23 protein-coding genes and 1 tRNA gene are annotated in these 24430 nt (G+C 61.1%); 6 read left to right on the forward strand and 18 right to left on the reverse strand.

Annotation, left to right across the window (positions count from 1 at the left end; genetic code table 11):
- Position 1: 1 nt before the first annotated feature.
- The 14 genes from AC1DUY_RS18900 to AC1DUY_RS18965 form a co-directional block, all read right to left on the reverse strand.
- Complete coding sequence (locus AC1DUY_RS18900; RefSeq protein WP_478116214.1) at positions 2-979, reverse strand: dipeptidase; 978 nt, start codon at positions 977-979, stop codon at positions 2-4.
- Positions 980-1057: 78 nt separating this feature from the next.
- The gene (locus AC1DUY_RS18905; protein WP_089266582.1) at positions 1058-1777 is read right to left on the reverse strand and encodes an ABC transporter ATP-binding protein; all 720 of its coding nucleotides are present in this window, start codon (positions 1775-1777) and stop codon (positions 1058-1060) included.
- Positions 1774-2562: an ABC transporter ATP-binding protein gene (locus AC1DUY_RS18910; RefSeq protein WP_089266581.1), complete on the reverse strand. Its 789-nt coding sequence runs from the start codon at positions 2560-2562 to the stop codon at positions 1774-1776. Before AC1DUY_RS18910 ends, AC1DUY_RS18905 begins: the two co-directional genes overlap by 4 nt.
- Complete coding sequence (locus tag AC1DUY_RS18915; protein WP_478116217.1) at positions 2559-3725, reverse strand: branched-chain amino acid ABC transporter permease; 1167 nt, start codon at positions 3723-3725, stop codon at positions 2559-2561. Before AC1DUY_RS18915 ends, AC1DUY_RS18910 begins: the two co-directional genes overlap by 4 nt.
- Positions 3722-4633, reverse strand: coding sequence for a branched-chain amino acid ABC transporter permease (locus AC1DUY_RS18920; protein ID WP_478116219.1), 912 nt, complete (start codon positions 4631-4633; stop codon positions 3722-3724). The genes AC1DUY_RS18915 and AC1DUY_RS18920 overlap by 4 nt, the downstream gene beginning before the upstream one ends.
- A gap of 22 nt (positions 4634-4655) precedes the next feature.
- Entirely contained in the window at positions 4656-5840 is a 1185-nt protein-coding gene (locus AC1DUY_RS18925) for a branched-chain amino acid ABC transporter substrate-binding protein (RefSeq protein ID WP_175369500.1), read from the reverse strand.
- A gap of 265 nt (positions 5841-6105) precedes the next feature.
- Positions 6106-6957 carry a formyltetrahydrofolate deformylase gene (purU, locus tag AC1DUY_RS18930; RefSeq protein ID WP_478116222.1) on the reverse strand — a complete coding sequence of 284 codons (852 nt, stop codon included), beginning with the start codon at positions 6955-6957 and terminating at the stop codon, positions 6106-6108.
- A gap of 102 nt (positions 6958-7059) precedes the next feature.
- Positions 7060-7188, reverse strand: a complete 129-nt coding sequence (locus AC1DUY_RS18935; protein WP_283805465.1) for a tunnelling fold family protein — start codon at positions 7186-7188, stop codon at positions 7060-7062.
- 64 nt (positions 7189-7252) lie between these two features.
- Positions 7253-8542 carry a serine hydroxymethyltransferase gene (gene glyA, locus AC1DUY_RS18940; protein WP_478116224.1) on the reverse strand — a complete coding sequence of 430 codons (1290 nt, stop codon included), beginning with the start codon at positions 8540-8542 and terminating at the stop codon, positions 7253-7255.
- 9 nt (positions 8543-8551) lie between these two features.
- Positions 8552-9925, reverse strand: coding sequence for an L-serine ammonia-lyase (locus tag AC1DUY_RS18945; protein WP_478116226.1), 1374 nt, complete (start codon positions 9923-9925; stop codon positions 8552-8554).
- 29 nt (positions 9926-9954) lie between these two features.
- The gene (locus tag AC1DUY_RS18950) at positions 9955-10524 is read right to left on the reverse strand and encodes a sarcosine oxidase subunit gamma (protein WP_478116228.1); all 570 of its coding nucleotides are present in this window, start codon (positions 10522-10524) and stop codon (positions 9955-9957) included.
- Positions 10517-13507 (reverse strand): sarcosine oxidase subunit alpha, encoded by a 2991-nt coding sequence (locus AC1DUY_RS18955; RefSeq protein WP_478116230.1) that lies wholly within the window; start codon positions 13505-13507, stop codon positions 10517-10519. The genes AC1DUY_RS18950 and AC1DUY_RS18955 overlap by 8 nt, the downstream gene beginning before the upstream one ends.
- Complete coding sequence (locus tag AC1DUY_RS18960) at positions 13504-13797, reverse strand: sarcosine oxidase subunit delta (protein WP_068737808.1); 294 nt, start codon at positions 13795-13797, stop codon at positions 13504-13506. Before AC1DUY_RS18960 ends, AC1DUY_RS18955 begins: the two co-directional genes overlap by 4 nt.
- A gap of 16 nt (positions 13798-13813) precedes the next feature.
- Positions 13814-15067, reverse strand: a complete 1254-nt coding sequence (locus AC1DUY_RS18965; protein WP_231078505.1) for a sarcosine oxidase subunit beta family protein — start codon at positions 15065-15067, stop codon at positions 13814-13816.
- Positions 15068-15343: 276 nt separating this feature from the next.
- On the opposite strand from AC1DUY_RS18965, the gene AC1DUY_RS18970 reads away from it, so the two are divergent.
- The 3 genes from AC1DUY_RS18970 (at position 15344) to AC1DUY_RS18980 (ending at position 17679) form a co-directional block, all read left to right on the forward strand.
- Positions 15344-15859 (forward strand): prolyl-tRNA synthetase associated domain-containing protein, encoded by a 516-nt coding sequence (locus tag AC1DUY_RS18970; protein ID WP_478116233.1) that lies wholly within the window; start codon positions 15344-15346, stop codon positions 15857-15859.
- Positions 15860-16050: 191 nt separating this feature from the next.
- A complete protein-coding gene (locus AC1DUY_RS18975) occupies positions 16051-17154 on the forward strand; it encodes a GlxA family transcriptional regulator (RefSeq protein ID WP_478116235.1) in 1104 nt (367 codons plus the stop codon).
- A 33-nt stretch (positions 17155-17187) separates the two neighbouring features.
- On the forward strand, positions 17188-17679 hold the full coding sequence (locus AC1DUY_RS18980) for a GNAT family N-acetyltransferase (protein WP_175369627.1): 492 nt from the start codon (positions 17188-17190) through the stop codon (positions 17677-17679).
- A 60-nt stretch (positions 17680-17739) separates the two neighbouring features.
- On the opposite strand, the gene AC1DUY_RS18985 is transcribed toward AC1DUY_RS18980, so the two are convergent.
- The 3 genes from AC1DUY_RS18985 to AC1DUY_RS18995 all read right to left on the reverse strand — a co-directional run bounded on the left by AC1DUY_RS18985 (position 17740) and on the right by AC1DUY_RS18995 (position 19594).
- Complete coding sequence (locus AC1DUY_RS18985) at positions 17740-18024, reverse strand: DUF6538 domain-containing protein (protein WP_478116237.1); 285 nt, start codon at positions 18022-18024, stop codon at positions 17740-17742.
- A gap of 84 nt (positions 18025-18108) precedes the next feature.
- Positions 18109-18198: transfer RNA gene (locus tag AC1DUY_RS18990), tRNA-Ser, on the reverse strand.
- Positions 18199-18499: 301 nt separating this feature from the next.
- The gene (locus tag AC1DUY_RS18995) at positions 18500-19594 is read right to left on the reverse strand and encodes an ROK family protein (RefSeq protein WP_089266560.1); all 1095 of its coding nucleotides are present in this window, start codon (positions 19592-19594) and stop codon (positions 18500-18502) included.
- 245 nt (positions 19595-19839) lie between these two features.
- On the opposite strand from AC1DUY_RS18995, the gene AC1DUY_RS19000 reads away from it, so the two are divergent.
- Complete coding sequence (locus AC1DUY_RS19000) at positions 19840-21180, forward strand: TadE/TadG family type IV pilus assembly protein (protein WP_478116239.1); 1341 nt, start codon at positions 19840-19842, stop codon at positions 21178-21180.
- A gap of 94 nt (positions 21181-21274) precedes the next feature.
- Here AC1DUY_RS19000 and AC1DUY_RS19005 read toward each other — a convergent pair whose 3' ends face one another.
- The gene (locus AC1DUY_RS19005) at positions 21275-22168 is read right to left on the reverse strand and encodes a LysR family transcriptional regulator (RefSeq protein ID WP_439065540.1); all 894 of its coding nucleotides are present in this window, start codon (positions 22166-22168) and stop codon (positions 21275-21277) included.
- A 130-nt stretch (positions 22169-22298) separates the two neighbouring features.
- Here AC1DUY_RS19005 and AC1DUY_RS19010 point away from each other — a divergent pair, with 130 nt between their 5' ends.
- Complete coding sequence (locus tag AC1DUY_RS19010; protein ID WP_439078948.1) at positions 22299-23462, forward strand: mandelate racemase/muconate lactonizing enzyme family protein; 1164 nt, start codon at positions 22299-22301, stop codon at positions 23460-23462.
- 466 nt (positions 23463-23928) lie between these two features.
- Positions 23929-24423, forward strand: coding sequence for a 50S ribosomal protein L21 (gene rplU / locus AC1DUY_RS19015; RefSeq protein WP_068737819.1), 495 nt, complete (start codon positions 23929-23931; stop codon positions 24421-24423).
- The last annotated feature ends 7 nt before the right edge of the window (positions 24424-24430 follow it).

Here is a 24430-nt window from a genome sequence, read left to right on the forward strand (position 1 = left end):
CTCAGGCCCCCCAGACAGTCTTCAGGAGATTGACCCAATTCTTGCCAATGACGGCCTCGATGCGTGAGGCTTTCCAGCCGCGCTTCTCCATGGCGGCGGTAAGGTTCGGCCATTCGCCGATGGTCTTGATGCCTTCGGGATTGATGACGTCGCCGAAATTGGTGAGGCGGCGGCCATATCCCTTGTCATGGGTGATCCAGTCGAAGAATTCCTGGCCATAGCCCTGCGTGAAGTCGGTGCCGATACCGACGCTGTTTTCGCCGCAGATATCGATGACGTATTCTATTGCCTCGACATAATCGTCCACAGTCGATGCCGGACCGCGCTTCAGGAAAGGCGGGAACATGGTGACGCCCACAAAGCCGCCGTGATCGACCATGAAGCGCAGCTGCTCGTCGGACTTGTTGCGCGGATGCTCCTTCAAGCCGGCTGGCAGGCAGTGCGAGTAGGCAACCGGCTGTTTGGAGGCGAGGATGACGTCTTCACTGGTCTTCGATCCGACATGTGACAGGTCGCAGAGGATGCCGAGGCGGTTCATCTCGGCAACGACTTCGCGGCCGAAGTCGGACAGGCCACCATCCTTCGACTCGTAGCAGCCGGTGCCGACCAGGTTCTGCGTGTTATAGGCCATCTGGATGATGCCGACGCCGAGCTCCTTGAACAGACCGAGATAGCCGATCTGATCTTCAATGCCAGTGACATTTTGCCAGCCCAGGATAATGCCGGTCTTGCCTTCTTCCTTGGCCTTTAGGATGTCAGCGGTGGTGTAGACCTGCTTGAGGATATCGCTGTTTTCGGCAAACCAGCGCTTCCACTTGACTACGTTGCGCATGGTGGCTTCGAAGCCTTCCCAGACGCAGCAAGTGCAGTTGGCGGCGGTCAATCCGCCCTTGCGCATGTCCTCGAAGACCGGGCGCCCGAAATCCGAGATGATCAATCCATCGACGACGATGGCGCTTTCATGGATGGTTGAGGACATGACGTTTCCTTTCAGATGATAGTCTGACTTTTCGTTATGATGCGGCAGCCATATCAGCTAGCGCGATGTTCTTTCTGATCAGTGCGCTCCACCGAAGTAGGCGCTTTGGACTTCCTCGTTCTTTGCCAGCATCTCGGAGTCGCCCTGGACGATGATCTTGCCTTGCGACAGCACATAGCCGTAATGGGCGATCGCAAGGGTCTGGTTGACGTTCTGCTCGACCAGAAGGACCGTCACACCGGTTTCGTTCAACCGGCGCACGATGTTGAAGTTCTCCTGCACGAATAGCGGAGACAGGCCCAGCGATGGCTCGTCGATGATCAGAAGCTTGGGATCCGTCATCATTCCGCGGCCGATCGACACCATCGCCTGTTCGCCGCCGGACATGGTGCCGGCAAGCTGCTTGGCGCGCTCTTTCAGGCGCGGGAACACCTCATACACCTTGCCAAGGCGCGCTTTGACCGTCTTCTCTGCATTGACGAGATAGGCGCCGACCCGAAGATTCTCTTCGACCGTCATCTTCGCGAAGATCCGGCGCCCTTCGGGAATGCACGCAATCCCGAGACCGACGATCTCATGCGTGGCCATTTGATCGAGCGTCTTGCCTTCGAATGCGATGGAGCCGGCGCGCGGCGGCGTCAGCCGTAGAATCGAGCGGATCAGCGTCGATTTTCCGGCGCCATTTGAACCGAGAATACAGGTGATCTTGCCCGGCTGCACGTCGATCGAAATGCCAGACAGCACGTCGGCCCGGTCATAGGCGGTGAAGATATTCTCGACTGTGAGATGACCGCTCATGCTTGCCCCAGATAGGCTTCGCGGACCACAGGATCGGCCGCGACGTCACGGAATTTGCCTTCGCAGATCTTCTTGCCGTAGTTCAGCACGACGCAGCGATCGGTAACACGTTCGATCAAGCCCATTTCGTGCTCAACAATGATGATCGTAAGCCCGCCGAGCGATTTGCGGATGCCGAGAATTTCATCCACCACCTGATCCGTCTCGTCATGGGTCATGCCGGCAGACGGTTCATCGAGCAGCACAAGCTTTGGCTTGCCGATCAATGCGCGGCAAATCTCAACCCTGCGCCGATCGATCATGCCGAGCGAGATCGCCGGATCGAACAGCTTGTTCGGCAGCGCGGGATTGAAGACATGCAGCAGCTCGCGGGCTTCATCCGCGATTTTCTGCGCTTCCGCGGCGAATGATTTCCGCTGCACGATATTGTGCCAAAGGCCATTATTCAGCGTTCGCTGCGCACCCAGCGCAATATTGTCGAACACCGACAGCGACAGGCACAGGCGCGATCGCTGGAACGTGCGCGACAGGCCATAAGACGAGATGTTGTGAGCCTTCTCGCGGGTGATGTCGATGTCACCCAGCAAGATCTTGCCTGCACTTGCGGAATAGACGCCGCTGATCACATTGAGGAACGTGGTCTTACCGGAGCCGTTCGGCCCGATCAGTCCGAGCACTTCGCCATTGCGGACGTCAATGTTCAGCTCATTAAGTGCGAACAGGCCGCCGAAACGGACCGTCAAACCGCGGCTCTCGAGCAGCACGTCGTTGGACAAGCTCGTCATGCGCTTGCCTCTGTATGCAGTTTCCGGACCCGGCGCGCCACGAGGCCGTCCGGACGCATGGTCAGAATCGCGATGACCAGGACGGCGTAGAAGATGAGCCGGTATTCCTGGATGAATTGAAGCTTCTCGGGCAGCAGGACGACGATCAAGGCCGCTGGCAGCACGCCCCAGCGATTGCCTATGCCGCCCAGGATCACGATGGACACCATCACCAGCGAGTCGCCGAATGTGAAATTCGCGGGCGCGATGAACCCCGTCATTTTCGCATAGACCGCCCCCATCAGGCCGGCCAGAAAGTTGCCGAGCGTAAATGCCAGCACTTTCCAGTAAGCTATCTTCAGTCCGAAAACGGATGCTGCGGTCTCATCGAGGCGCACCACATCGAACCACACACCGACCCATGAGCGGTCCAGCAGTCCGACAAAGATCATCGCCAGCGCCGTCAGAATGCCGGTCAGGATCACGTAATTCACATAGGACGACAGCACGAGGCCGAAGATGTGGATGTCATTGGTGAAGTCCCAGCCGAACAGATTGATACCGGGAAGCTTCAGGCCCTGCGGCCCGCCAAAGAAGTCATTCGCATCGAGAAAGACATTAAACATCACGCCGAACGCCATGGTCGTCAGCGCGCCGTAATGTCCGCGGGTGCGCAGCACCGGGAGGATGAGCAGCGAGCCGATGAAGACCGCGACCAAGCCGCCGCAGACCAAAACCAGCGCATCGGGCAGACCGCCCTGCCGTCCGAGCATCGCTGCGGTATATCCGCCGGTGCCGGCGAAAGCCGCGGCTGCAAAGTTGGTCAGGCCAGCATAGCCCATCTGCACAGTGAGGCCGAGGCAGATCGTCGCGTAGATCAGCACCGTTGCCAGCATCAGCAGGCCGAAATTGTCGTCGCGCAGCACGAAGATGACAGCGAGCGAGGCCACCGTTATCAGGCCACGCAGCAGCCAGGGATTTTCCGAAGCGGCGACTTCCGTCGCGGCGACGCCTCCGAACCGAGCGGCGCAGAAGCAGACCGCAGCCGTGATCGCCAATGCGGCGCCCAGCAATTTCTGGTTTTCGATCAGGACCAGCGCCGTGAGCGCCACTGCAGCGAAGGCCACAGCAACAAACAGCGGCCACACCGGCACCCGTACAAGCGTCCGAGAGGTCGGCGTCATACCCGCTCGCTCCCGCGTTCGGCGAGAAGCCCGGTCGGTCGCCAGGTGATGAGGACGATGATCAGCACGAAAGCGAACACGTTCTTGTAGTCGCTCATCGACGGCATCGCGGCAACGACGAAAGTCTGCAGCCCTGCGAACAGATAGCCTCCGATGATCGCGCCCCAGATATTGCCGAGACCGCCCACGATCGCAGCCGTGAAGCCGATTACGGCCAACAGCAGGCCCATGCTGTAATTGATCTCGCTGTAATACAGCGCATAGATCATGCCGGCGAAGCCTGCGGTGATGGAGCCCAATGCAAAGGTCAGCGGGATGATGCGACCGAAATTGATCCCCATCACACGTGCCGTTTCGGTATCTTCGGCCACCGCCCGCATCGCGAGGCCGAATTTGGAGTGGTTGATAATCCAGTAAACGGCGCCGATCGAGGCGGCGCCGGCAACGATCAGAATAATCGCGTCGGTGCGAAAGAACGACGGACCCATATTGAAACCACCGGCCGGCAGCAATTCCGGAAAGCGCTGCGGATTGGTGCCGTTCGGAAAGAACAGCCGGATGGCTTCACGGATGGCCGTACCGACCATCATCGTCATCAGCAGCATATTAAGCGGCGGCGCATTGCGCAGCGGCATGATGAGAAAATGCGAGATGCCGGCGCCGACCACCGCGGTCAGTGCCATTGCCACGCAAAGCGCGACAATGAACTGCAGCGGCACCGACAGTCCCAGCGCATTCGCCGCCCAGACGGCGACGAGGCCTCCGAAGGCGCCGAGCGTGAGCACGTCCCCGTGCGAGAACTTGATCACATTCATGACGCCGAAGAAGATGGTGAACCCCATGGCGACGAGGCCATAGATCGTTCCTTGCATCAAGCCGTTCAGCAGGTGTTGACCGATCATACCCATGGGATGTCCCGACGATCCGCGCTTACGGCAGGTTCTTGAGCTTGCGCTTGCCGGACACGTATTCGCTTTCTTCCCAGACCACCCACTTGCCGTCCTGGACGACATAACTCGTGGTTAGCGGCGTGATGTTCTGGCCATGGTCGTCGAAGGTGACCGGACCGACGATGGACGGACGGTCCTTCACATCGCCAAGGTCGGCGGTGACCTTGGCGCGATCCGGCCCGACCTTCTCGATGGTCTCCATGACCAGACGGGTGGCGACATAGGCGAACGGTCCGTAAGCTTCCGGCGGTTCGGAATAGCCGGCGGCCTTGTAGGCATCCGCAAACATCTTGCCGCCCGGCATCTTGGACAGCGGCGGGCTGTCGAAGAAGGTCAGCGTGCCTTCGGCGAGCTCCGGACCAGCGGCGTTAACGAAAGCGTCGCCCATGATGCCGGAATTGCCCTCTAACTGCGCGTTGATGCCGAACTTGGCCATCTGCGTGCGGAGGCGCGCGCCGAGCGGCGTCAAGCCACCAAAATAGATGACCTCCGGATTGAGCTCCTTGATCTTGGTCAGCTCGGCCGACAGATCCTGCTGATCCGGCGGGACCGAGAAGCTGCCCAGGATCTCATTACCGTTCTCGAGCGTGAACTGGGTGAAGTACTTGTTCATCGACTTGCCGTAGTCGGTGGAGTCGGCGAAGGACACGAATTTCTTGTAGCCGCGTGCCTTCATGAACTGCGCGCCGATGCGGTTCTGGCCGATCAGGATGCCGCTGACGCGGTGCACTTCCGGATACTTCTTGGCATAGGTAATTTCGGGCAGCACTGCCGCCCACACGACCATCGGCATCTTGAAGCGATTGAAGATATCGACGGTGGCAATCGCAGTCGCGGAACAGTAATGCGGGATCGCGGCAATGATCGAACGATCGGACGCGATCTTGGTGACGACCTGCACGCCCACGTTGGGCTTGCATTCGTCGTCAAGCACGACGAGCTCGTACTCATATTTGGTGTTGGGCTCGGCATTCATCAGCTTCACGGCCAGTTCGGCCGAGTTGCGTCCGCCAATACCGTGAGGCGAAATAGCGCCGGTCAGCGGACCCACGAAAGCAATCTTCACCTTGTCCTTGGCGAAGGCCGCGCTGAAGCTGCCAAAGGCCAGTGGCAACACGCTCGCAACGGCCAATGCGGCCAAACCACGCTTGCTAATCGTCCCCATCGCTGATCCTTCCAGGTTGATCCAGCCTGCAACGCTAGTGGTCCGCGAATGCGGCAGATAGGATGCACGCGCGCTGTTGCTTGTAGAATTGCGTCATAACTACCGAATATCGACTGCCTGTTCTTGGTTCGCGCGCCGACTGCTCGTCGGACTATTTTGCGTAGCAAACACAATGATTTCCGCTGCGCTGCAAAATTCATCGCGAAGATCAAATCTTGGCCTGTCGATGCTTTTCAAACGAGCATTCGTCGTCGCATTCCGGGCGCTAGAACACCACCGTTCTGCGTCCATTCAAAAGGACACGACGCTCGAGATGAAGCCGCACAGCGCGCGCCAGCACTCGCGACTCGATGTCGCGCCCAACGGCGATGAGATCGTCCGAGGTCGACGCGTGCGTCACCCGTTCGGTCTCCTGTTCGATGATCGGGCCCTCATCGAGATCCGGCGTCGCGTAGTGTGCGGTGGCGCCGATGATCTTGACGCCCCTGTCGTGGGCCTGGTGATAGGGCCGCGCGCCCTTGAAGCTCGGCAGGAAGGAGTGGTGGATGTTGATGACGTGACCATAGAGCTTGCTCGACAGGTCGTCCGACAGGATCTGCATGTAACGCGCAAGAATGACGAGATCGGCGCCTTCCTTCAGATAGAGCTCGTAGAGCTGCCGCTCCTGCTCCAGCTTGGTCTCGTTGCTGACGGGCCAGTGATAGTATGGGATCCCCGCCTGCTCGGCGATCGCTTCGCAGTCGCGGTGGTTTGACACGATCGCGACGACCTCGGCTTTCAGCCAGTCGACTTTGACCTGGTACAGAAGCTGCTCGAGACAATGGTCCGACTTGGAGACCATGATGATCACCCGGGGACGCGACGCTGCATCGACCAGAACAGCATTCATCTCGAATCGCGACAACACCGGATTAAGCACCGATTCCAGTGTTTTTCGACTGATCGCATCCGGCGTCTCGAAAGCAATGCGCATGAACAGGCGATTGGTCGTCCTGTCCCAGAACTGTGCGCTTTCCAAGATGTTGCTGTCGACATCGGAAATCGCCGTCGCGACGGCCGACACGATGCGCGGGCGATCCTGGCAATAGAAGGTCAGAATCCAGTTCTTCTTTGTCATCTTGCTTGTCTCAGTGGTGGGATCAATCGCGCGGCTGCGATCGCCATGGACTGGAAACATGTCGGTGTGGCTGCCGCACAGCGGGACGGCGGACGCCCTGCATCACGCGATCTGACGATGCCTGTCGGCGCGGTGTCGCGTCAGCCTTTTGCCGACACCTTCGAAGATCGCCGTGATCGGCGCCTGCGGCTTGTGGACGGTGACACGCACGGCGCTGGCGCGCGTGAACATTCAGCCCTTGGATGAATATCCCGTCCGCCTGCCCCTCTCCCACACGCTCCATCAAGCGGCCTAATCAGGACCGATAGATCGGGAACGACGCAACCAGCTCGGCGACGCAGCCACGTGCTTTTGCCTCGACCTCCGGCGCTCCCTGGTCTGGCGCGCCGGAATTCGCATCCAGGACGGTGGCAATGAGCTTGCCGACTTCTTCGAATTCACCGACGCCAAAACCGCGCGACGTCGCGGCCGGCGAGCCGAGCCGGATACCCGACGTGATGGTCGGCTTCTCCGGATCGAACGGGATACCGTTCTTGTTGCAGGTGATGTTCGCCCGCCCGAGCGCCGCCTCGGCGAGCTTGCCGTTCAGGTTCTTCGGCCGGACATCGACCAGCATCAGGTGATTGTCGGTGCCACCGGTGACGATCGGATAGCCGGCCTTTGAGAGCGTGTCCGCCAGCGCGTGCGCATTGGCGACGACGTCGGCCGCATATTGACGGAACGATGGTTGCAGCGCTTCGCCGAACGACACGGCCTTGGCGGCGATGACATGCATCAGCGGCCCGCCCTGCAATCCCGGGAAGATCGCCGAATTGATCTTCTTGGCGATGTCCTCGTCATTGGTCAGGATCAGTCCGCCGCGCGGGCCGCGCAGCGTCTTGTGAGTGGTCGAGGTCACCACATGCGCATGCGGGAACGGCGACGGATGGGCGCCGCCCGCCACGAGGCCAGCAAAATGCGCCATGTCGACGAACAGGTAGGCACCGACCGCATCCGCGATGCGGCGGAACGCAGCAAAATCCCAGAACCGCGAATAGGCCGAGCCACCGGCGACGATGACCTTCGGCTTGTGCTCCACTGCCAGCTTCTCGAGCTGCTCCATATCGATGGTGCAGTCGTCGCGGCGAACGCCATAGCTGACGACGTTGAACCACTTGCCCGACATGTTCGGCTTGGCGCCATGGGTGAGATGACCGCCTGCCGCAAGATCGAGGCCCATGAAGGTGTCGCCGGGCTTCATCAGCGCCATGAACACTGCTTGGTTGGCTTGGCTCCCGGAATTCGGCTGCACATTGGCATAGCTGCAGCCGAACAGCGTCTTGGCGCGCTCGATCGCAACCTCCTCGACTTCGTCGGCGAAGCGACAGCCGCCATAGTAGCGCCGGCCGGGATAGCCTTCGGCATACTTGTTGGTCAGCACCGAGCCCTGCGCCTGCAGCACTGCACGCGATACGATGTTCTCGGACGCGATCAGTTCGATCTCGTCACGCTGCCTGCCGAGTTCTCCAGCCAGCGACGACGAGATGGTCGGGTCCGCTTGAGCGAGATCGGTCGTGAAGAATGCCGCGAGTTCAGCTTGGGTCATGGTCTTCCCTCAACACTCTGCCAGATTGACAGCGAGACCTCCCAGCGAGGTCTCCTTGTATTTCGATTGCATGTCGCGCCCGGTCTCGCGCATCGTCGCGATCACCTTGTCGAGCGGCACCACATGGGTGCCGTCGCCCTGCAGCGCGAGCGAGGCCGCATTGATCGCCTTCACGGCACCAAAGGCGTTGCGCTCGATACATGGCACCTGCACCAGCCCGCCGATCGGATCGCAGGTCATGCCAAGGTGATGCTCCATGCCGATCTCGGCGGCGTTCTCGATCTGCTCATTGGTACCGCCGAGCACGGCCGCGAGCCCCGCCGCTGCCATCGAGCAGGCCGAGCCGACCTCGCCCTGGCAGCCGACTTCCGCGCCGGAAATCGACGCATTCATTTTGAACAGCGCGCCGATAGCGGCGGCCGTCAGCAGGAACACGCGCATGTTCTCAGGTGACGCCTCGCGGCAATGGTCGCGGAAATAGCGAAGCGTGGCCGGGATGATGCCGGCCGCGCCATTGGTCGGTGCCGTCACCACCTTGCTGCCGGCCGCATTCTCCTCGTTGACCGCGATCGCATACAGGCTGACCCAATCCATCACCTCATGCTGGGCGCGGCTGTTCGAACTTGCAGCGGCGACAAGACGCCGATGCAGCGAAGGCGCGCGGCGCTTGACGTTCAGCCCGCCCGGTAGCTGCCCCTCTTTGGTCATGCCGCGATCGATGCAGTCCATCATCACCTGGATGATGTGATCGAGCCGCTGCTCGATCTCCTCCGGCGGGAGCGACGACATCTCGTTGGCCATGACGATCTGCGCAATCGACAGACCGGTTTTCGCACCGATCTCGAGCAGCTGCTTGCCCGACCTGAAAGGATGCGGGACGGGAACGTCCTCGACAATGCCGACGACGCCGACCTGCGCTTCCGGAACGACAAAGCCGCCGCCGACGGAGCACCAGCGCTCGCCGTGAAGAACATGACCAGCCGCATCGAAGGCGGAAAGCGCCAGCGTATTCGGATGGTTTGGCGGCTCGGTCACACCGTCGAAGATGATGTCATTGGTGAAATCGAACGGGACATTGCGCCGCTCGGCCACCCGCAGCGTGCCCGCCGCGCGGGCGCCATCGACCAGCGTCTCCGCCTCTTCCGGATCGATCGTTTCCGGAAACTTGCCGGCAAGCCCGAGAACGACCGCCTTGTCGGTGCCATGACCGCGACCGGTCCAGGCCAGCGAGCCGAACAGCTCGACCTGCACGCGCGCGAGATCCTTCAGCAGACCGCGCTCCGCAAGCTGGCTGGCAAACAGCGCCGCAGCCTTCATCGGTCCCATCGTATGCGATGACGACGGCCCGATGCCTATCTTGAAGAGATCGAACGTTCCAATCATCGCGCGGTCTCCAGGGCGCAGCCGGGCTGCTAGGACAGGCTTCGCGCTTCGTCGAGGAATTGCCAGACATAGGGCGCAAACGAACGCCATACATCCACATGGAACACGTGCTCTTCAGAACGTGACAGCAGAAGTGATGCCTTGCCCAGCACCGTGCGCGTGCACATCCCGACCGGGAACGCCTTGAGGGACAGATCCAGCGGGCAGCCATGGTTCAGCACCAGCGCCGCCGTCGGACCCGCAACCGCGATGCCATCCGAACGATGGCTGACATCCACGAGCGAGCAGGCCTGCGCCTGCAGCGCTACCGACATCCCGCCAAATACCTCGATCGGATCCTCGTTCATCGCCTGGAACAGCCATTCGTCCGGCCCCAGCCAATAGACCGACCGGCCGCCGACAGCCGCGAAGCGGCAGGCCTTGAGGCTCGGCTTGACGCCAAAATGCGCCCCGGCAGCCTCGATCGCCTCGGTCTTGCCGCGAAACACCAGCTTCGCCGCATCGGGAAGAATCGAGAGCGTCGTGGCGAACGCAGCAGTGGTGCCGGATGACTGCATTGGGGACAACGCGTTCGAACGCATGATCGCAGGACTAAGCATTCAAACGTTCCCCCTTCGGATCGAACAATATCGAGTCGACGACTTTTGCCTTGATCACGCCATCCGGCATCGGGATCGAGAGCTCCTCACCCATCCGCGAGCGACCGCCGCGAACGAGTGCCAGCGCGATCGAACGGTTCAGCGTCGCGCTCCAGTAGGAGGAGGTGACATGTCCAATCATCGGCACCGGGATCGGATGGGTCGGATCGAGCACGATCTGGGCGCCCTCTTCGAGAACCACCTTGGGGTCCGTCGTCAGCAACCCGACCAGTTGCTTGCGGTCTTCCCTGACCAGCGCCGGCCGCGACAGCGAGCGCTTGCCGACGAAATCCCGCTTCGCCTTGCCGACAGCCCAGCCGAGGCCGGCGTCATCGGGCGTCACCGTGCCGTCAGTTTCCTGACCGACAATGATGTAGCCCTTCTCCGCGCGCAGCACGTGCATGGTCTCGGTACCGTAGGGCGTGATCCCGTAGGGCTTGCCCGCCGCAAAAATCGCTTCCCAGACCGCCCGGCCATAGCCGGCGGGAACGTTGACCTCGAAGCCCAGTTCGCCGGTGAACGACACGCGGAACAACCGCGTCGGCACGCCGCAGATACGTCCTTCGCGGACGCTCATATGCGGCATGGCATCGGCCGACAGATCGATGCCCTCGACCAGCGGCTCCAGCACCTTGCGCGCATTCGGTCCCTGCAAGGCAATGACTGACCACTGCTCGGTGGTCGAGGTGAGCCACACTTCGAGGTCCGGCCATTCGGTCTGAAGATAGTCCTCCATCATGGACAGCACGCGGGCCGCGCCGCCGGTCGTCGTCGTGACATGGAAGCGATCCGTTGCCATGCGGCCGACGACGCCGTCATCCATGATGAAGCCGTCTTCGCGCAGCATCACGCCATAGCGCAGCCGGCCGGGCTCCAGCTTGGTCCAGGCATTGGTGTACATGCGATTCATGAATTCGGCAGCGTCCTTGCCGACGATCTCGATCTTGCCGAGCGTTGAGGCATCGAAGATGCCGACCGACTCGCGCGTCGCCTTGCATTCGCGCGCGACGGCGGCATGCATGTCCTCGCCCACCTGCGGGAAATACCAGGCGCGCTTCCAGACGCCGACATCCTCGAACCGTGCGCCCTGGGCTTCGGCCCATGGATGGATGCTGGTCTTGCGCACGGGATCGAACAGATCACCACGCGATTGGCCGGCAAAGGATCCGAAGGTCGTCGGCGTATAAGGCGGCCGGAACGTGGTCAGGCCGACCTTCGGCACAGCGACGTCGATCTGCTTCGAGACGACGCCGAGGGCGTTCATGTTGGACAGCTTGCCCTGGTCGGTGGCCATGCCGGTGGTCGTATAGCGCTTGACGTGCTCGATCGATCGGAACCCTTCGCGGGTCGCGAGCCGGACATCCTTGGCCGTCACGTCGTTCTGGAAATCGACCCAGGCCCGCTTTTCCGCCTGATGATCGGCCATCACGGAGCCGATGAACGCATCGGCACCTACCGACTGCGCGGAGACCGTATAGCTGCCCTCGCCGCGCGGGGAGAAGCCGGCCTTGGCCGCAGCGTCCCGGCCACCCTTGGCGCCGCTTTCGATGGCGCTTTCGAGCGCGAACAGTCCCTTGCACGCCCCGACCGACCGCTCGCGCTCGACAGACTCGCCAGGCACATAGGCCCGCAGCTCTTCGCTGTAGCTGAGCTTGCCGCGGCTCTGCGAGAACAGATGCACCGACGGGGTGAACCCGCCGGACATCAGGATGAGATCGCAAGCCACGGTCTCGGCATCGCCGCCCTGCGCGTTGGAGATCTGCGCCGACTTTACCCGCAGCCAGCCGGACGTGCCGCGAACGATGCTGTCGGAGCGGACCTTGATGCCTTCGGCGCGTGCCTTGTCGACCCAATGGCCCGACGCGCTCTTGCGCAGATCCACGATCACCTGGATCCTGGCGCCGGCTGCCTTGAGGTCCAGAGCCGCGCGATAGGCGCTGTCGCAGGCGGTGAACACGACCACCTGCTTGCCCGGCACCACGCCGTACCGATTCACATAGGTCCGGGCAGCATCGGCCAGCATGATGCCCGGCCGGTCATTGTCGGTGAAGACGAGCGGCCGCTCGATTGCGCCAGCCGCCAGCACGACTTCCTTGGCCCTGACCTGCCAGAGCCGCTCACGCGGCTGGTTCGTCGCGGGATTGCTGAGATGGTCGGTGACGCGCTCGTTGAGACCGACAAAATTGTGCGGGTACCAGCCAAACGCCGTCGTACGCGACATCAGCTTCACATTGGGGCGCTTGCGCAATTCATCGAGCGCCGCGCGCGCCCAGTCGGCGGCCTGCATGCCGTCGATCGATGCCGAACGATCGGACAGCAGCGAGCCGCCCATCTCTGCCTGCTCGTCGCACAGGATCACGGTGGCATCGCTGTTGCTGGCTTCGAGCGCTGCGGCAAGACCCGCAGGTCCGGCGCCGACGATCAGCACGTCGCAATGCGCAAACACCTGCGTATAGCGATCGGCATCCGGCTCGGCTGGCGCTTTGCCGAGACCCGCCATCCGCCGGATCACCGGCTCATAGAGCTTCTTCCAGGCCGTGCGCGGCCACATGAAGGTCTTGTAGTAGAAACCAGCCGGCAGGAAGGAGGAGAAATATTCGTTGAGAAAGCCGGCGTCGGTCTCGAGCGACGGCCAGCGATTCTGACTTTCGGCCACCAGCCCGTCATAGATCTCGACTTGGGTCGCGAGCAGGTTCGGCGTATAGCGCGACTGGATCGCGCCGACACCGACCAGCGCATTCGGCTCTTCCGAGCCGGCGGAGACGAAGCCACGCGGCCGGTGATACTTGAACGAACGGCCGACCAGATGCACGCCATTGGCGATCAACGCGGAGGCCAGCGTGTCGCCAACCAGACCCTGATACGACTTTCCGTCGAACGTGAAATGAACTGCGTTGCGGCTTTCAGCGACGTCGCCGCGCCGCACGCGATACGTACCCGTCATGGCTTGGCACCCTGATGTTCGGCTTCGGGGCGCTCACCCATGCGATAGGTGCGCTTGATGACGTCCGTGGTCGTGTCGCGGCTTGCATTGAAGAAACGGCCGCAGCCATTGGCGTGCCGCCAACGCTCGTGATGCAGCCCCTTGGTATTGTCGCGCATATAGAGATAAGCGGCCCACTCGTCGTCAGTGAGGCTCATCGGGTCGGCCGGGCGGGCGATATGCGCCTGCCCGCCATTGGCGAATTCGGCCTCCGGGCGCGGCCCGCAATAGGGGCAATTGATCAAGAGCATCTCGTTTTCCCCGCTATCAATGCGCCACGGCGGCCGCAGCCGCTTCGTCGATCACGGCACCATCGCGGAATCGCTCGATGGTGAACGGCGCATTGATCTTGTTTGGCTCGTCCTTGGCGATCGTGCTGGCGAACACCTCGCCCGATCCCGGCGTCGCCTTGAAGCCACCGGTGCCCCAGCCGCAATTGACGTACAGTCCGGATACCGGTGTCTTCGCCACGATCGGCGAGCGATCCGGCGTGACATCGACGATGCCGCCCCAGTTGCGCAGCATGCGCAGGCGCCGGAACGCCGGCACCAGTTCGCAGATCGCATCCAGCGTATGATTGACGATGTGCAGGCCACCGCGCTGCGTATAGGACGTGTAGACGTCCGTTCCCGCACCGATCACCATCTCGCCTTTGTCCGACTGCGAGATATAGGCGTGGATCGTGTTCGACATCACCACGCAGGGAAAGATCGGCTTGACCGGCTCGCTGACCAGCGCCTGCAGCGGGAAGCTTTCCAGCGGCAGACGTACGCCGGCCATGTTCATCACCGTGCTGGTATTACCGGCCGCGACGACGCCGATGCGCTTTGCATTGATGCTGCCGCGCGTCGTATCGACGCCGACCACCTCGCCGGTCGGCGCGCGGCGGATGCCGGTGACTTCGCAATTCTCGATAATATCCACTCCGAGCGCGTCAGCAGCGCGGGCATAGCCCCATGCCACAGCGTCGTGGCGCGCCGTGCCACCGCGGCGCTGCAGCGCGCCGCCGAGGATCGGATAGCGCATGGACCCACCGACATTCAGTGGCGGACAGAATTCTTTGCATTCCTCCGGCGACAGCCATTCATTGTCGATGCCGTTGAGACGGTTGGCATGCACGTGTCGCTTGAAGCTCTGCACATCGTGAATGTTGTGCGCCAACATCAAGACGCCGCGTGGTGAGTACATGACATTGTAGTTCAGTTCCTGCGACAGCCCTTCCCACAGTTTGAGGGCGTGCTCGTAGATCCCGGCGCTTTCGTCGAACAGATAGTTCGAACGAATGATCGTGGTGTTCCGGCCAGTATTGCCACCGCCAATCCAGCCCTTTTCGAGAACGGCAACGTTTTTGACGCCGTAGCGGCTAGCCAGGTAGTAGGCCGTTGCAAGCCCGTGGCCACCACCACCGACGATGATGACGTCATAGCCCGGCTTCGGTTCAGGCGAACGCCACTGTCGCTGCCAGCCGGCATGACCGGTCAGCCCTGCTCGTAGTAATGAAAGCGCTGAAAATTTCTGCATGGCTGTCCACGTTGTGATTGGACGGAGCCTACAACTCGCTGCCGCTTCGCGGCCAGCATCAGCCCGCCAATCATGTTGGATCAGAGCGACATCGGAACGCCGCAAGTTTGCAAAGCCCCGACACGAAACACGTAGATTTGCGACAAGCCGCCCGGCTTCGCTCGCCAGGGTCTCGAATTCGCGACGTATCCATGCGACACGGATCGCTGCCATGTAGACAGGACGGCATGCCCCGGGCGCACGCAGTCCCGCCCTCGACGATCAAGGACACGCAGGATGAGCATCGAACGCAGCGACGAGATTCTTCAGTACCTCAAAGACAAGTCGATCTTGGTGGAGACGTTCGAACACCCGCCCGTGCATACGGTGGAAGAGTCGCGTGCGCTACGCGGCGACATTCCCGGCATTCACACCAAGAACCTGTTCCTCCGCGACGGCAAGAAACGGTTCTTCCTGTTCGTCACCGACGAAGCCGCGACCGTTCACCTGAAGTCGCTGGCAAAGACGATCGGCGCCAAGGGCGGGCTGTCATTTGGAAGCGCGGAAGCCCTGAAGGAATTGCTTGGGATCGAACCGGGATCGGTCTCGATTCTGGCGCTCTACAACGATGCCAATCAGGCGGTCACTCCCGTCATCGATGCGCGCTTACGATCGGCGGAGCGCATCAATTGCCACCCCGTCATCAACAGCCGCACGACATCGCTGTCGGTCGGTGCACTCGACGCATTTCTTGCTGCGATCGGCCGCGAAGCGCAGTTCGCGACGCCAGAAGAGCCGCCGTCCGCCGGCTGACCATCCTGCGCCGCACCGGCCGACCTGATCTGGCCGCAACAATCTGGGGCTTCTCGGTTCCCAGCCGACGCCCCGAACGTCGCGCGCCAAGCGAGACGCTTCGCCGCCCTTGCGCGCGCGGCAATGTATTTTTAGGATCAGTCCGTCGCAAATGCCTGCCCCGGCGCGCTGGAGGTATGTAATGATGCGACATGGGTCCGTTTTGGAGCATCGTCTCGCGGCGATCACCCGGATTGCCATTCGACCATACGGTGAATGCGAAGGCAGGGGTGATGCAACCAAAGGTCCGTCCGCTGCGCGTTGGCTTCATTCTGACCAAGAATTTCACGCTGACAGCGTTGGCCAGCTTCGTGGACGTGCTGCGTCTCGCCGCCGACGAGGGCGACAACAGTCGGCCGATCCGCTGCCAGTGGCACATCATGGCCGACACCGACGAGCCGATCCGTTCGAGTTGCGGTCTGCTGATGTATCCGAATTCCCGGTTCCTCGATCCGCGCGAGCTCGATTATGTCGTCGTCGTGGGCGGCCTGCTGCATCAGGGCCCGCAGATCGATGACAAGATCAAGCGCTATCTGCTGGAGGCTGCGAACACCAAGGTCGATCTGATCGGCGTTTGCACCGGCAGTTTCGTGCTGTGGCGTCTAGGCCTTCTCAACCAGAAAAAGTGCTGCATCAGCTGGTACCACTATCGCGATTTCCTGGAGGAATTCGGCGAGACACTCCCGGTGGCCGACCAGCTCTTCGTCATCGACGGCAACCGCATCACCTGTTCGGGCGGCATGGGCGTTGCCTACCTCGCCGCCCATATCGTGGAACAACGCATGGGCCTGTCGAGCGCGCAGAAGGCGCTCCACATCATGTTGATCGATCGCATGAAACCCGGATCTTCGGCTCAATCGGCGCCGCCGACCGAATTTGCCGAGACCGACGGACGGATTTCGCGCGCGCTGCTAATGATGGAGCAGAACCTATCAGCGCCGCTGTCTGTCGCGCGACTGGCCGGCAAGGTCAGTCTGAGCACGCGGCAACTGGAGCGTCTTTTCAAAGAGGAAACCGGCCAGTCTCCGCAGGCGACATATCTGCGGCTGCGCCTGAAACATGCACGGTGGATGCTGAAAACCGACCTATCGCTGGCCGCGATCGCCGCCGAAACCGGCTTCGTCGACGGCTCGCATCTCAGCAAGGCGTTCAAGGCCGCCTTCAATACCAACCCGTCCGAGGAACGCCGCAGAATAATCGGTCAATCGCACGGGCAAGATGCCGGCGAAGGTCGGCGTATATTCAGTCTGGCTTAGGCGGCACTTGTTATGGTCATACACTCCGACGACCTGATCATTCGCCCGGCTGAGCCGGCAGACCGGGCAGACATCTGGTCGGTCATCGAGCCGACCATTCGTGCAGGCACGACCTACGCCCTGGACCCCCTGATGACGAAGGACGATGCTTTGTCCTACTGGCACGGTCCGGATAAACGAACCTTCGTTGCCGTGCGCCAAGGTCAGATCGTGGGATCTTATTATGTGCGCGCCAACCAGGACGGTGGTGGCAGCCACGTGGCCAATTGCGGCTACATGACGCTGGCGAGCGCGCAAGGCGGCGGTGTGGCGCGCAATATGTGCCTACACTCGCTCGACTATGCCAGAAGCTCCGGATTTCGCGCGATGCAATTCAACTGTGTCGTGAGCAGCAATGTGCGTGCGGTGAGACTCTGGACTACGCTTGGTTTTGAGATCGTCGGACGGCTGCCTGAGGCTTTTCGGCTTCCGACTGACGAATATGTTGATGCGCTCGTGATGTTTCGTAAGCTTGACGCTCAATGACGGTATCGCGAGGCGCGGTGTGCGCCGCTTCATAATTTTTGCTGATCTGATTCGGTATCGTCACGGCTGAGCGCTCGGTATCACCATGGCCGAACACCATGACTGCATCATCGGCGGCGGCGGGCCCGCGGGCCTGATGGAGGCGAGCGGGCGCTGGCTTTGCCGGAGGTTCGACCAACGCTCTTCAATCTCGACAAGCTTCAAGGCGTGGAGTCGCTTTGCCTCGACTGTATCTCGGGTACCGAGGCTAAGCCGCTCTTCGCGTTGACCGACAAATTCGCGGAGATCGTCCGGCACGCCTCGCCGGAACCAATAGTCGCCGCTGTCGGGTGCTTCCAAGAACAAGACATGGGTAGAGCCATGTGTACCACCCGCGTGTACAAAACGGGCGGCAAAAGGCTATTGCTTTCAAAGGTCTATTGATCTGGCTGGCGGAGAGGGGGGGATTCGAACCCCCGATGGGCTTGCACCCATGCCGCATTTCGAGTGCGGTACAATCAACCACTCTGCCACCTCTCCAAGGCGCCAAGACCCACGGTCGCCCGTGGGTGGTTGCGCGGAGTTCTAGGCGAGGATGGCGGGCCAGACAAGACGGGCAGAGCGGAAAATCCGCACCCAATTGCCCGCAGAGCCGCAAAAGCTGGCTCTGGCTGGCGCGTAGACTAGAAAGCCAGCCTTTTCGTTGCAGATTCGCAGCGGCAACGCACGCTATGGTTGGACGCGCGGCATGACGAGCCATGGCGGCGCCAGGATGATTCGCCGACGGATGCATGCACTCGGCCATTGGCCGAGGCGGCACCGGGACGCTCAACGGTCCTGCTCAATCCTTGTCTTTCTTCGCTTTCTTGTCGTCCTTCTCTTTCTTGCGGTTGGTGAAGCGAGCATTGCCCAGCCCCGTTCCGATCGTCAGCACGCCCCATCGTTCGAAGTCCTGCATAAAAGGGACTTCACTGAGGCCTTGGACAACGCCGTCGTTGTGCATGAGCACCGCAGTATCGTGATCCCCGATTGTGGGAATGCCTTCGGCGAGCAAGGCCGGCAGGTTGAACTTGCTGCTTTCCCAATTACCCGGAAGATTCTGCGCTCCCTTCGCGATGGTGCCGTCTTCGTTGATCACCCCCGGGCACGAGATGCCGATGAACGGCGCCAGCTTGAGGCCTTCGTTGTCGGCGGCGGAGATCAGATCCTTCAGCATCTTCACCAGCCGTTTGACGGCGCCTTCACGCGTCGGCTCGTCATCGGCATGTCTCCAGAGATCGGATTTCCACACCGAGGCCTTGGAGAGATCCTTCGATTTCTTCCATGCGGTTTCGACCACACCGCAACGGATGTTGGAGCCGCCGATGTCGACCGCAAGAATGCTGTCGTAACCTTCGAAAATCCACGACGGCGCCAGATGCAGGCAACCGATCAGGCCGGCTTCATCTGGATGAAAACGGATCGGCACCAACGTAACTTTGAGATCCTCGGCCTTGAGAATGATGTCCGTACGCGCAATGACGAGTTCTCCGACACGGCTCTGGCGGAAACCGCCGCCGACCACGATGCATTCCGTATCTGCCCAGGCCTTCGTCTTGAAGAAGCGCTGCGTGACATAAGCCAGCTCCCGCGCGAATTCTTCGATCGCACCATGGACGAGCGCAGCCGCGGCCACATCGTCGCCAAGAAGGATTTCGTCGAGGCTGGATTTACTGATCTCGTTGGCAGCCTTTTTGCCGAGCGGATCGTCGCCGTTTTTCTTCAATGGCTTTCTGAGATCATCCAGTATGCGCTGAAACGCGCCCTTGCTGGCGCGGTCCCCGAGAAAGCCGTTGTCGTCCTTCAGCTCGATGTTGAACGTGTCCACATCAACGGACGGCAGCCGCTTGGCACCGTGATTGCCGATGCCGACGGTCGTCATTGTGTCTTCAGCCATATTGCCCCTGCCAGACTAGAACCGCATGACAATGCTCCGGGAGCCGGTTTGTTTCATCGCCCCGCCGGGATGATCGTACCGCTCACCTTTTGCGTCGGTCGCGCGAGCCGGTTTCAATGATACCGGTAGAACATCCTTAACTAACCAACAGGGCAGCAACCCAAGCCACTACCTTTCTGCGATCGACCTAACAGTAAATTTATCAGCTCAGGTAATTATCTCTGCATTCATACGGGTGCGTATTCATGATGAAGTCATTCCTCGGGCTATCATTCCTTGGGCTAACCGATCGTTTTCGCCGCGACCGGCGCGGCAATGTCGCGATCATATTCGCGATCACATGCATCCCCCTTATTTCCATGGTTGGCGCCGCGGTCGACTATACGCGTGCACTACAGATCAGATCTCAACTGCAAGCCGCCCTTGATACTGCGAGCGTCGGCTCCATCGTGCAGAAGTCTGCTGCATTCATTACCGCAGGTTCGATGGCGGCGGACGGCGCCGTCCCCGGGGGCGACGTCGACGCAATCAATATTTTCAAGGGGAACACGTCCGGCAGGACCGGCTTCACGCTGACCAGCACGACAGCGACCGTCAATCGCGCCAACGGCGTCGTGACGGCCACTATGCAATTCTCGGCGGATGTGCCGACCAGTCTCACATCCGTCATGGGCTTTTCCAAAATGACCGTCACCGGCAGTTCTGTCGCGACGGCGACGATGCCGAATTACATCGATTTCTATCTGCTGCTCGACAATTCGCCATCCATGGGCGTCGGCGCAACACCGGCCGACGTGGCTCTGATGGTCAAGAACACGTCGGACAGCTGCGCCTTTGCGTGCCACGACCTCAACAATACCAACAACTACTACAAACTCGCCAAGACACTTGGCGTGATCACGCGCATCGACGTGCTGCGTACGGCCACCCAGAAGTTGATGGATACCGCGGCCAGTACGCAGACCTATTCCAACCAGTTCCGCATGGCGATCTACGACTTCGGCGCGGCCGCCTCGACTTCGGGTTTGAGAGCCCTGTTCACATTGTCGTCCAGCCTCTCGAGTGCGAAGACGGCAGCCGGAAACATCGACTTGATGACGGTGAACGGCCAGAACGACAACAACGATCAGGACACCGGCTACAGCGCTATATTCCCGGCGATCAACACCGCCATCAGCGCCCCCGGAGCCGGTACAGCCGGTGCACCGCTCAAATATCTCTTCTTCGTATCCGATGGCGTGGCTGACGAATACAATCCCGGCAACTGCCTGAAACCGACGACTGGTGGACGATGCCAGTCGCCGATCAATCCAGCGCTTTGCACCACGTTGAAGAATCGCGGCATCAAGATTGCCGTGCTTTACACGACCTACCTCGCACTTCCGACCAATGCCTGGTACAATAGCTGGATCGCACCATTCAACGCTGGTCCTTACGGACCTTCACCCAACAGCCAGATCGCCAGCAATATGCAGAGCTGCGCTTCGCCAGGCTTCTATTTTGAGGTCAGCCCGACCCAGGGCATCTCGGACGCGATGACAGCGTTGTTTCAGCGTGCCGTTGCCGATGCCCGCGTGAGCCGCTAGCCGGCGCAACGACCGAGCAAGTCGGCTAGCTCCGCGAGATCGACTGCGTGATTCATCTTCAAGATCACGCACGACACTGCACTGTGGCGAATGCTCATTCGCTCGCGCTTTCCTTCAGGCTTTCCAGCAGCAATTGCGCCGGCCGACTCAGGCCCTTGTCGCGCACGGCGACGACGAATTGCCGCTTCGCCCAGTCATTGCTGAGCGGGATGACCTTCAGCCCCAGCGTCTGCTGGATCGTGGACGCTTCTTCCTGCGGAATGATCGCGACGGCCAGTTGCGCCGCGACAATGCGATAGGCGGCATCCACGGTGGAAACCTGAATGCGGTAGCGCATCTGCTTGCCGGCCGCAGCCGCGACGCTTCGCTGCATGGTTTGCATGATGCTCCGCGCGACGATATCGACATGCTCGAAGTCGATCGTATCCTCGAACGACACTGACGTGCGTTTCGCAAGCGGATGATCGGGGTGCACCACCACCGCGAGATGATCGCGGTGATAGGGAAACGTCTTGAGGCCGCGCAGGTCAACCGCATCCCAGCAGACGCCGATATCGGCGCGCCCTTCCTCGACTCCGCGGACGACCTCCCAGATCTCGCGCTCTTCCAGACTGACGCGCACGTCGCGATAGCGCTTGGCGAACAGGCTGATATCTTCCGGCAGCACCTGGGCCACCGCCGATTTCGAGGCGAACACCCGCACATGGCCCTGCACACCATCGGCGAAAGCGCCGAGTTCGGCCTGCATCCGGTCGAGCAGTTGCAGCGACTCGCGTGCGTAACGCCACAGCGCTTCACCGGCCGCCGTCACCGTGACACCGCGTCGGCCGCGCTCAAGCAACTGGACGCCAGCTTCTTGCTCCATCTGACTGATACGCTTGCTCACCGCTGAGGGCACGATGGCCTCGCGCTTTGCGGCATTGGCGATATTGCGCTCCTCGCAGACAGCGATGAACAGGCGGAGTGAAATTGGATCGAAGCTTTGCATGGGACGTCCGGGATGGCACCAGCCATCTTATCTCGGAACTGCTCTGATGAAAAATGACCATTTCAGAGATGGCTAAGAGAGGCGTATGCCTCTCCGCAAGCCCGTCTCACCCCAGCCGCAGGAGCGCCTCATGCGCATCATCGACATCCGGGAGCGCACCGCTCCGATCGCCTCCCCCATCGCTAACGCCTTCATCGACTTCAGTAAAATGACCCTGAGCCTGGTCGCCGTGGTCACCGACGTGATCCGCGACGGCAAACCCGTGATCGGCTACGGCTTCAACTCCAACGGCCGCTACGGTCAGGGCGGCCTGATCCGCGAGCGCTTCGCGCCGCGCATTTTAGAAGCCAAGCCCGACAGCCTGATCGACGCCTCGGGCAACAATATCGACCCGCACAAGGTGTGGGCCACCATGTTTACCAACGAGAAGCCGGGCGGCCACGGCGAGCGCTCAGTCGCGATCGGCACCATCGACATGGCGGTGTGGGATGCGGTCGCCAAGATCGCGGGCAAGCCACTGTTCCGTTTGCTCGCCGAACGCTATGGCACCACCGCTGACCCGAAGGTCTTCGTCTATGCCGCGGGCGGTTACTATTATCCCGGCAAGGGTCTTGAAGGCCTCGCCTCGGAAATGAAGGGCTATCTCGATCGCGGCTACAATGTCGTGAAGATGAAAATCGGCGGCGCGCCGCTCGCCGATGACTGCAAGCGCATCGAGCATGTGCTGAAACTGCTTCCAGCAGGGGCCAAACTCGCTGTCGACGCCAATGGCCGCTTCGATCTCGATACGGCCGTCGCCTATGCCAAGGCACTGCGCGAATACGACCTGTTCTGGTACGAGGAAGCCGGCGATCCGCTCGACTACGAACTGCAGGCGAAGCTCGCCGAGCATTATCCCGGTCCGATGGCCACCGGCGAGAACCTGTTCTCGATGCAGGACGCGCGCAACCTGATCCGCTATGGCGGCATGCGCTCGGACCGCGACTGGCTGCAGTTCGACTGCGCGCTGTCTTACGGCCTCGTCGAATATCTCCGCACGCTCGACATGCTGAAGAGCTACGGCTGGTCCTGGCGCCGCTGCATCCCCCATGGCGGCCACCAGATGTCGCTCAACATCGCCGCAGGCCTCGGCCTCGGCGGCAACGAGTCCTATCCGGACCTATTCCAGCCCTATGGCGGGTTCCCGGATGGCGTGAAGGTGATTGATGGCCACATCACCATGCCGGAACTCCCGGGCATCGGCTTCGAGGGCAAGTCCGACCTGATCAAGGAAATGCGCAGCCTGGCGTCGTGAGGGCGACCGAGAGGCTAAGCCTCTGATTTGCAGAACAAAACTCCGTCATGGCCGGACCTGACCCGGCCATCAACCTTTCCGCCATTCCGTCCGAAGATGGATGCCCGGGTCATCTAGCGAAGCTCGCTTCGCGCTGCCCGGGCATGACGACTAAAGGCAGGCGCCCGAAAAACGGGGCGGCAGGTTAAATGGTACGCTCCATCGCAGGCACCGACCCATCCGCCAAGACTCTGTTTTTGGCTCGCTTTTCGCCCGTCTTTCCTTGACTCTCCGCCTTCACCCTCTATAAAGCACGCTTCGGCGCAAGCTTTGCTTGGCGCCGATTGTTTTTGCGTGGGGTCGCAACGTCGACCAAAAACGCAAAGATGCGCGACTTCCTGGAAGTCGCGATGAACCCTTATCGACTGAACAAGAAGCCATCCCGGATCTGATCCGAGGATGGGATCGAACACGAAGGAATATAACGATGTTCGCAGTCATCAAAACCGGCGGCCGGCAATACCGCGTCGTTCCGGATGATGTGCTCGAGATTGGCAAGATCGCCGGCGATGTCGGAACGATCGTGCAGCTTGGTGAAGTTCTCGTGCTGGGCGGTGATACGCCTGTGCTCGGCCTGCCTCTGGTGGCTGGTGCGTCGGTTGCGGCCGAAGTGCTCGATCACAAGCGCGGCCCCAAGGTCATCTCTTTCAAGAAGCGCCGCCGCAAGAATTCGAAGCGCAAGCGTGGCTACCGTGACGAACTCACGATGATCCGCATCACCGAGATCCTGGCCGACGGCAAGGCGCCGACGATCGGACCTCGCCCGAAGCGCGAAAAGCCGGTCGTGGCCGCTCCGGTTGATGGCGACGAAGCTCCTGCCAAGAAGGCGCCGGCGAAGAAGGCCGCTGCTCCGAAGGCAGCCGCCGCGAAGCCTGCTGCAGCCAAGAAGCCGGCTGCGAAGAAAAAGCCCGCCGCGGAATAAGCCGCTG

This window comes from Tardiphaga sp. P4_G1 (genome assembly GCF_056401215.1).

What these genes read in the sequence shown, in the direction of transcription:
- AC1DUY_RS18965 (WP_231078505.1), bottom strand. Translation starts at nt 15,067, where the DNA reads ATGCAGAAATTTTCAGCGCTTTCATTACTACGAGCAGGGCTGACCGGT.
- AC1DUY_RS18955 (WP_478116230.1), bottom strand. Translation starts at nt 13,507, where the DNA reads ATGACGGGTACGTATCGCGTGCGGCGCGGCGACGTCGCTGAAAGCCGC.
- rplU (WP_068737819.1), top strand. Translation starts at nt 23,929, where the DNA reads ATGTTCGCAGTCATCAAAACCGGCGGCCGGCAATACCGCGTCGTTCCG.
- AC1DUY_RS18995 (WP_089266560.1), bottom strand. Translation starts at nt 19,594, where the DNA reads ATGGCTGAAGACACAATGACGACCGTCGGCATCGGCAATCACGGTGCC.
- AC1DUY_RS18935 (WP_283805465.1), bottom strand. Translation starts at nt 7,188, where the DNA reads ATGTTCACGCGCGCCAGCGCCGTGCGTGTCACCGTCCACAAGCCGCAG.
- AC1DUY_RS18910 (WP_089266581.1), bottom strand. Translation starts at nt 2,562, where the DNA reads ATGACGAGCTTGTCCAACGACGTGCTGCTCGAGAGCCGCGGTTTGACG.
- AC1DUY_RS18920 (WP_478116219.1), bottom strand. Translation starts at nt 4,633, where the DNA reads ATGGGTATGATCGGTCAACACCTGCTGAACGGCTTGATGCAAGGAACG.
- AC1DUY_RS19010 (WP_439078948.1), top strand. Translation starts at nt 22,299, where the DNA reads ATGCGCATCATCGACATCCGGGAGCGCACCGCTCCGATCGCCTCCCCC.
- AC1DUY_RS18970 (WP_478116233.1), top strand. Translation starts at nt 15,344, where the DNA reads ATGAGCATCGAACGCAGCGACGAGATTCTTCAGTACCTCAAAGACAAG.
- AC1DUY_RS18915 (WP_478116217.1), bottom strand. Translation starts at nt 3,725, where the DNA reads ATGACGCCGACCTCTCGGACGCTTGTACGGGTGCCGGTGTGGCCGCTG.
- AC1DUY_RS18960 (WP_068737808.1), bottom strand. Translation starts at nt 13,797, where the DNA reads ATGCTCTTGATCAATTGCCCCTATTGCGGGCCGCGCCCGGAGGCCGAA.
- AC1DUY_RS18975 (WP_478116235.1), top strand. Translation starts at nt 16,051, where the DNA reads ATGGGTCCGTTTTGGAGCATCGTCTCGCGGCGATCACCCGGATTGCCA.
- purU (WP_478116222.1), bottom strand. Translation starts at nt 6,957, where the DNA reads ATGACAAAGAAGAACTGGATTCTGACCTTCTATTGCCAGGATCGCCCG.
- glyA (WP_478116224.1), bottom strand. Translation starts at nt 8,542, where the DNA reads ATGACCCAAGCTGAACTCGCGGCATTCTTCACGACCGATCTCGCTCAA.
- AC1DUY_RS18950 (WP_478116228.1), bottom strand. Translation starts at nt 10,524, where the DNA reads ATGCTTAGTCCTGCGATCATGCGTTCGAACGCGTTGTCCCCAATGCAG.
- AC1DUY_RS18900 (WP_478116214.1), bottom strand. Translation starts at nt 979, where the DNA reads ATGTCCTCAACCATCCATGAAAGCGCCATCGTCGTCGATGGATTGATC.
- AC1DUY_RS18905 (WP_089266582.1), bottom strand. Translation starts at nt 1,777, where the DNA reads ATGAGCGGTCATCTCACAGTCGAGAATATCTTCACCGCCTATGACCGG.
- AC1DUY_RS18925 (WP_175369500.1), bottom strand. Translation starts at nt 5,840, where the DNA reads ATGGGGACGATTAGCAAGCGTGGTTTGGCCGCATTGGCCGTTGCGAGC.
- AC1DUY_RS18945 (WP_478116226.1), bottom strand. Translation starts at nt 9,925, where the DNA reads ATGATTGGAACGTTCGATCTCTTCAAGATAGGCATCGGGCCGTCGTCA.
- AC1DUY_RS19005 (WP_439065540.1), bottom strand. Translation starts at nt 22,168, where the DNA reads ATGCAAAGCTTCGATCCAATTTCACTCCGCCTGTTCATCGCTGTCTGC.
- AC1DUY_RS19000 (WP_478116239.1), top strand. Translation starts at nt 19,840, where the DNA reads ATGATGAAGTCATTCCTCGGGCTATCATTCCTTGGGCTAACCGATCGT.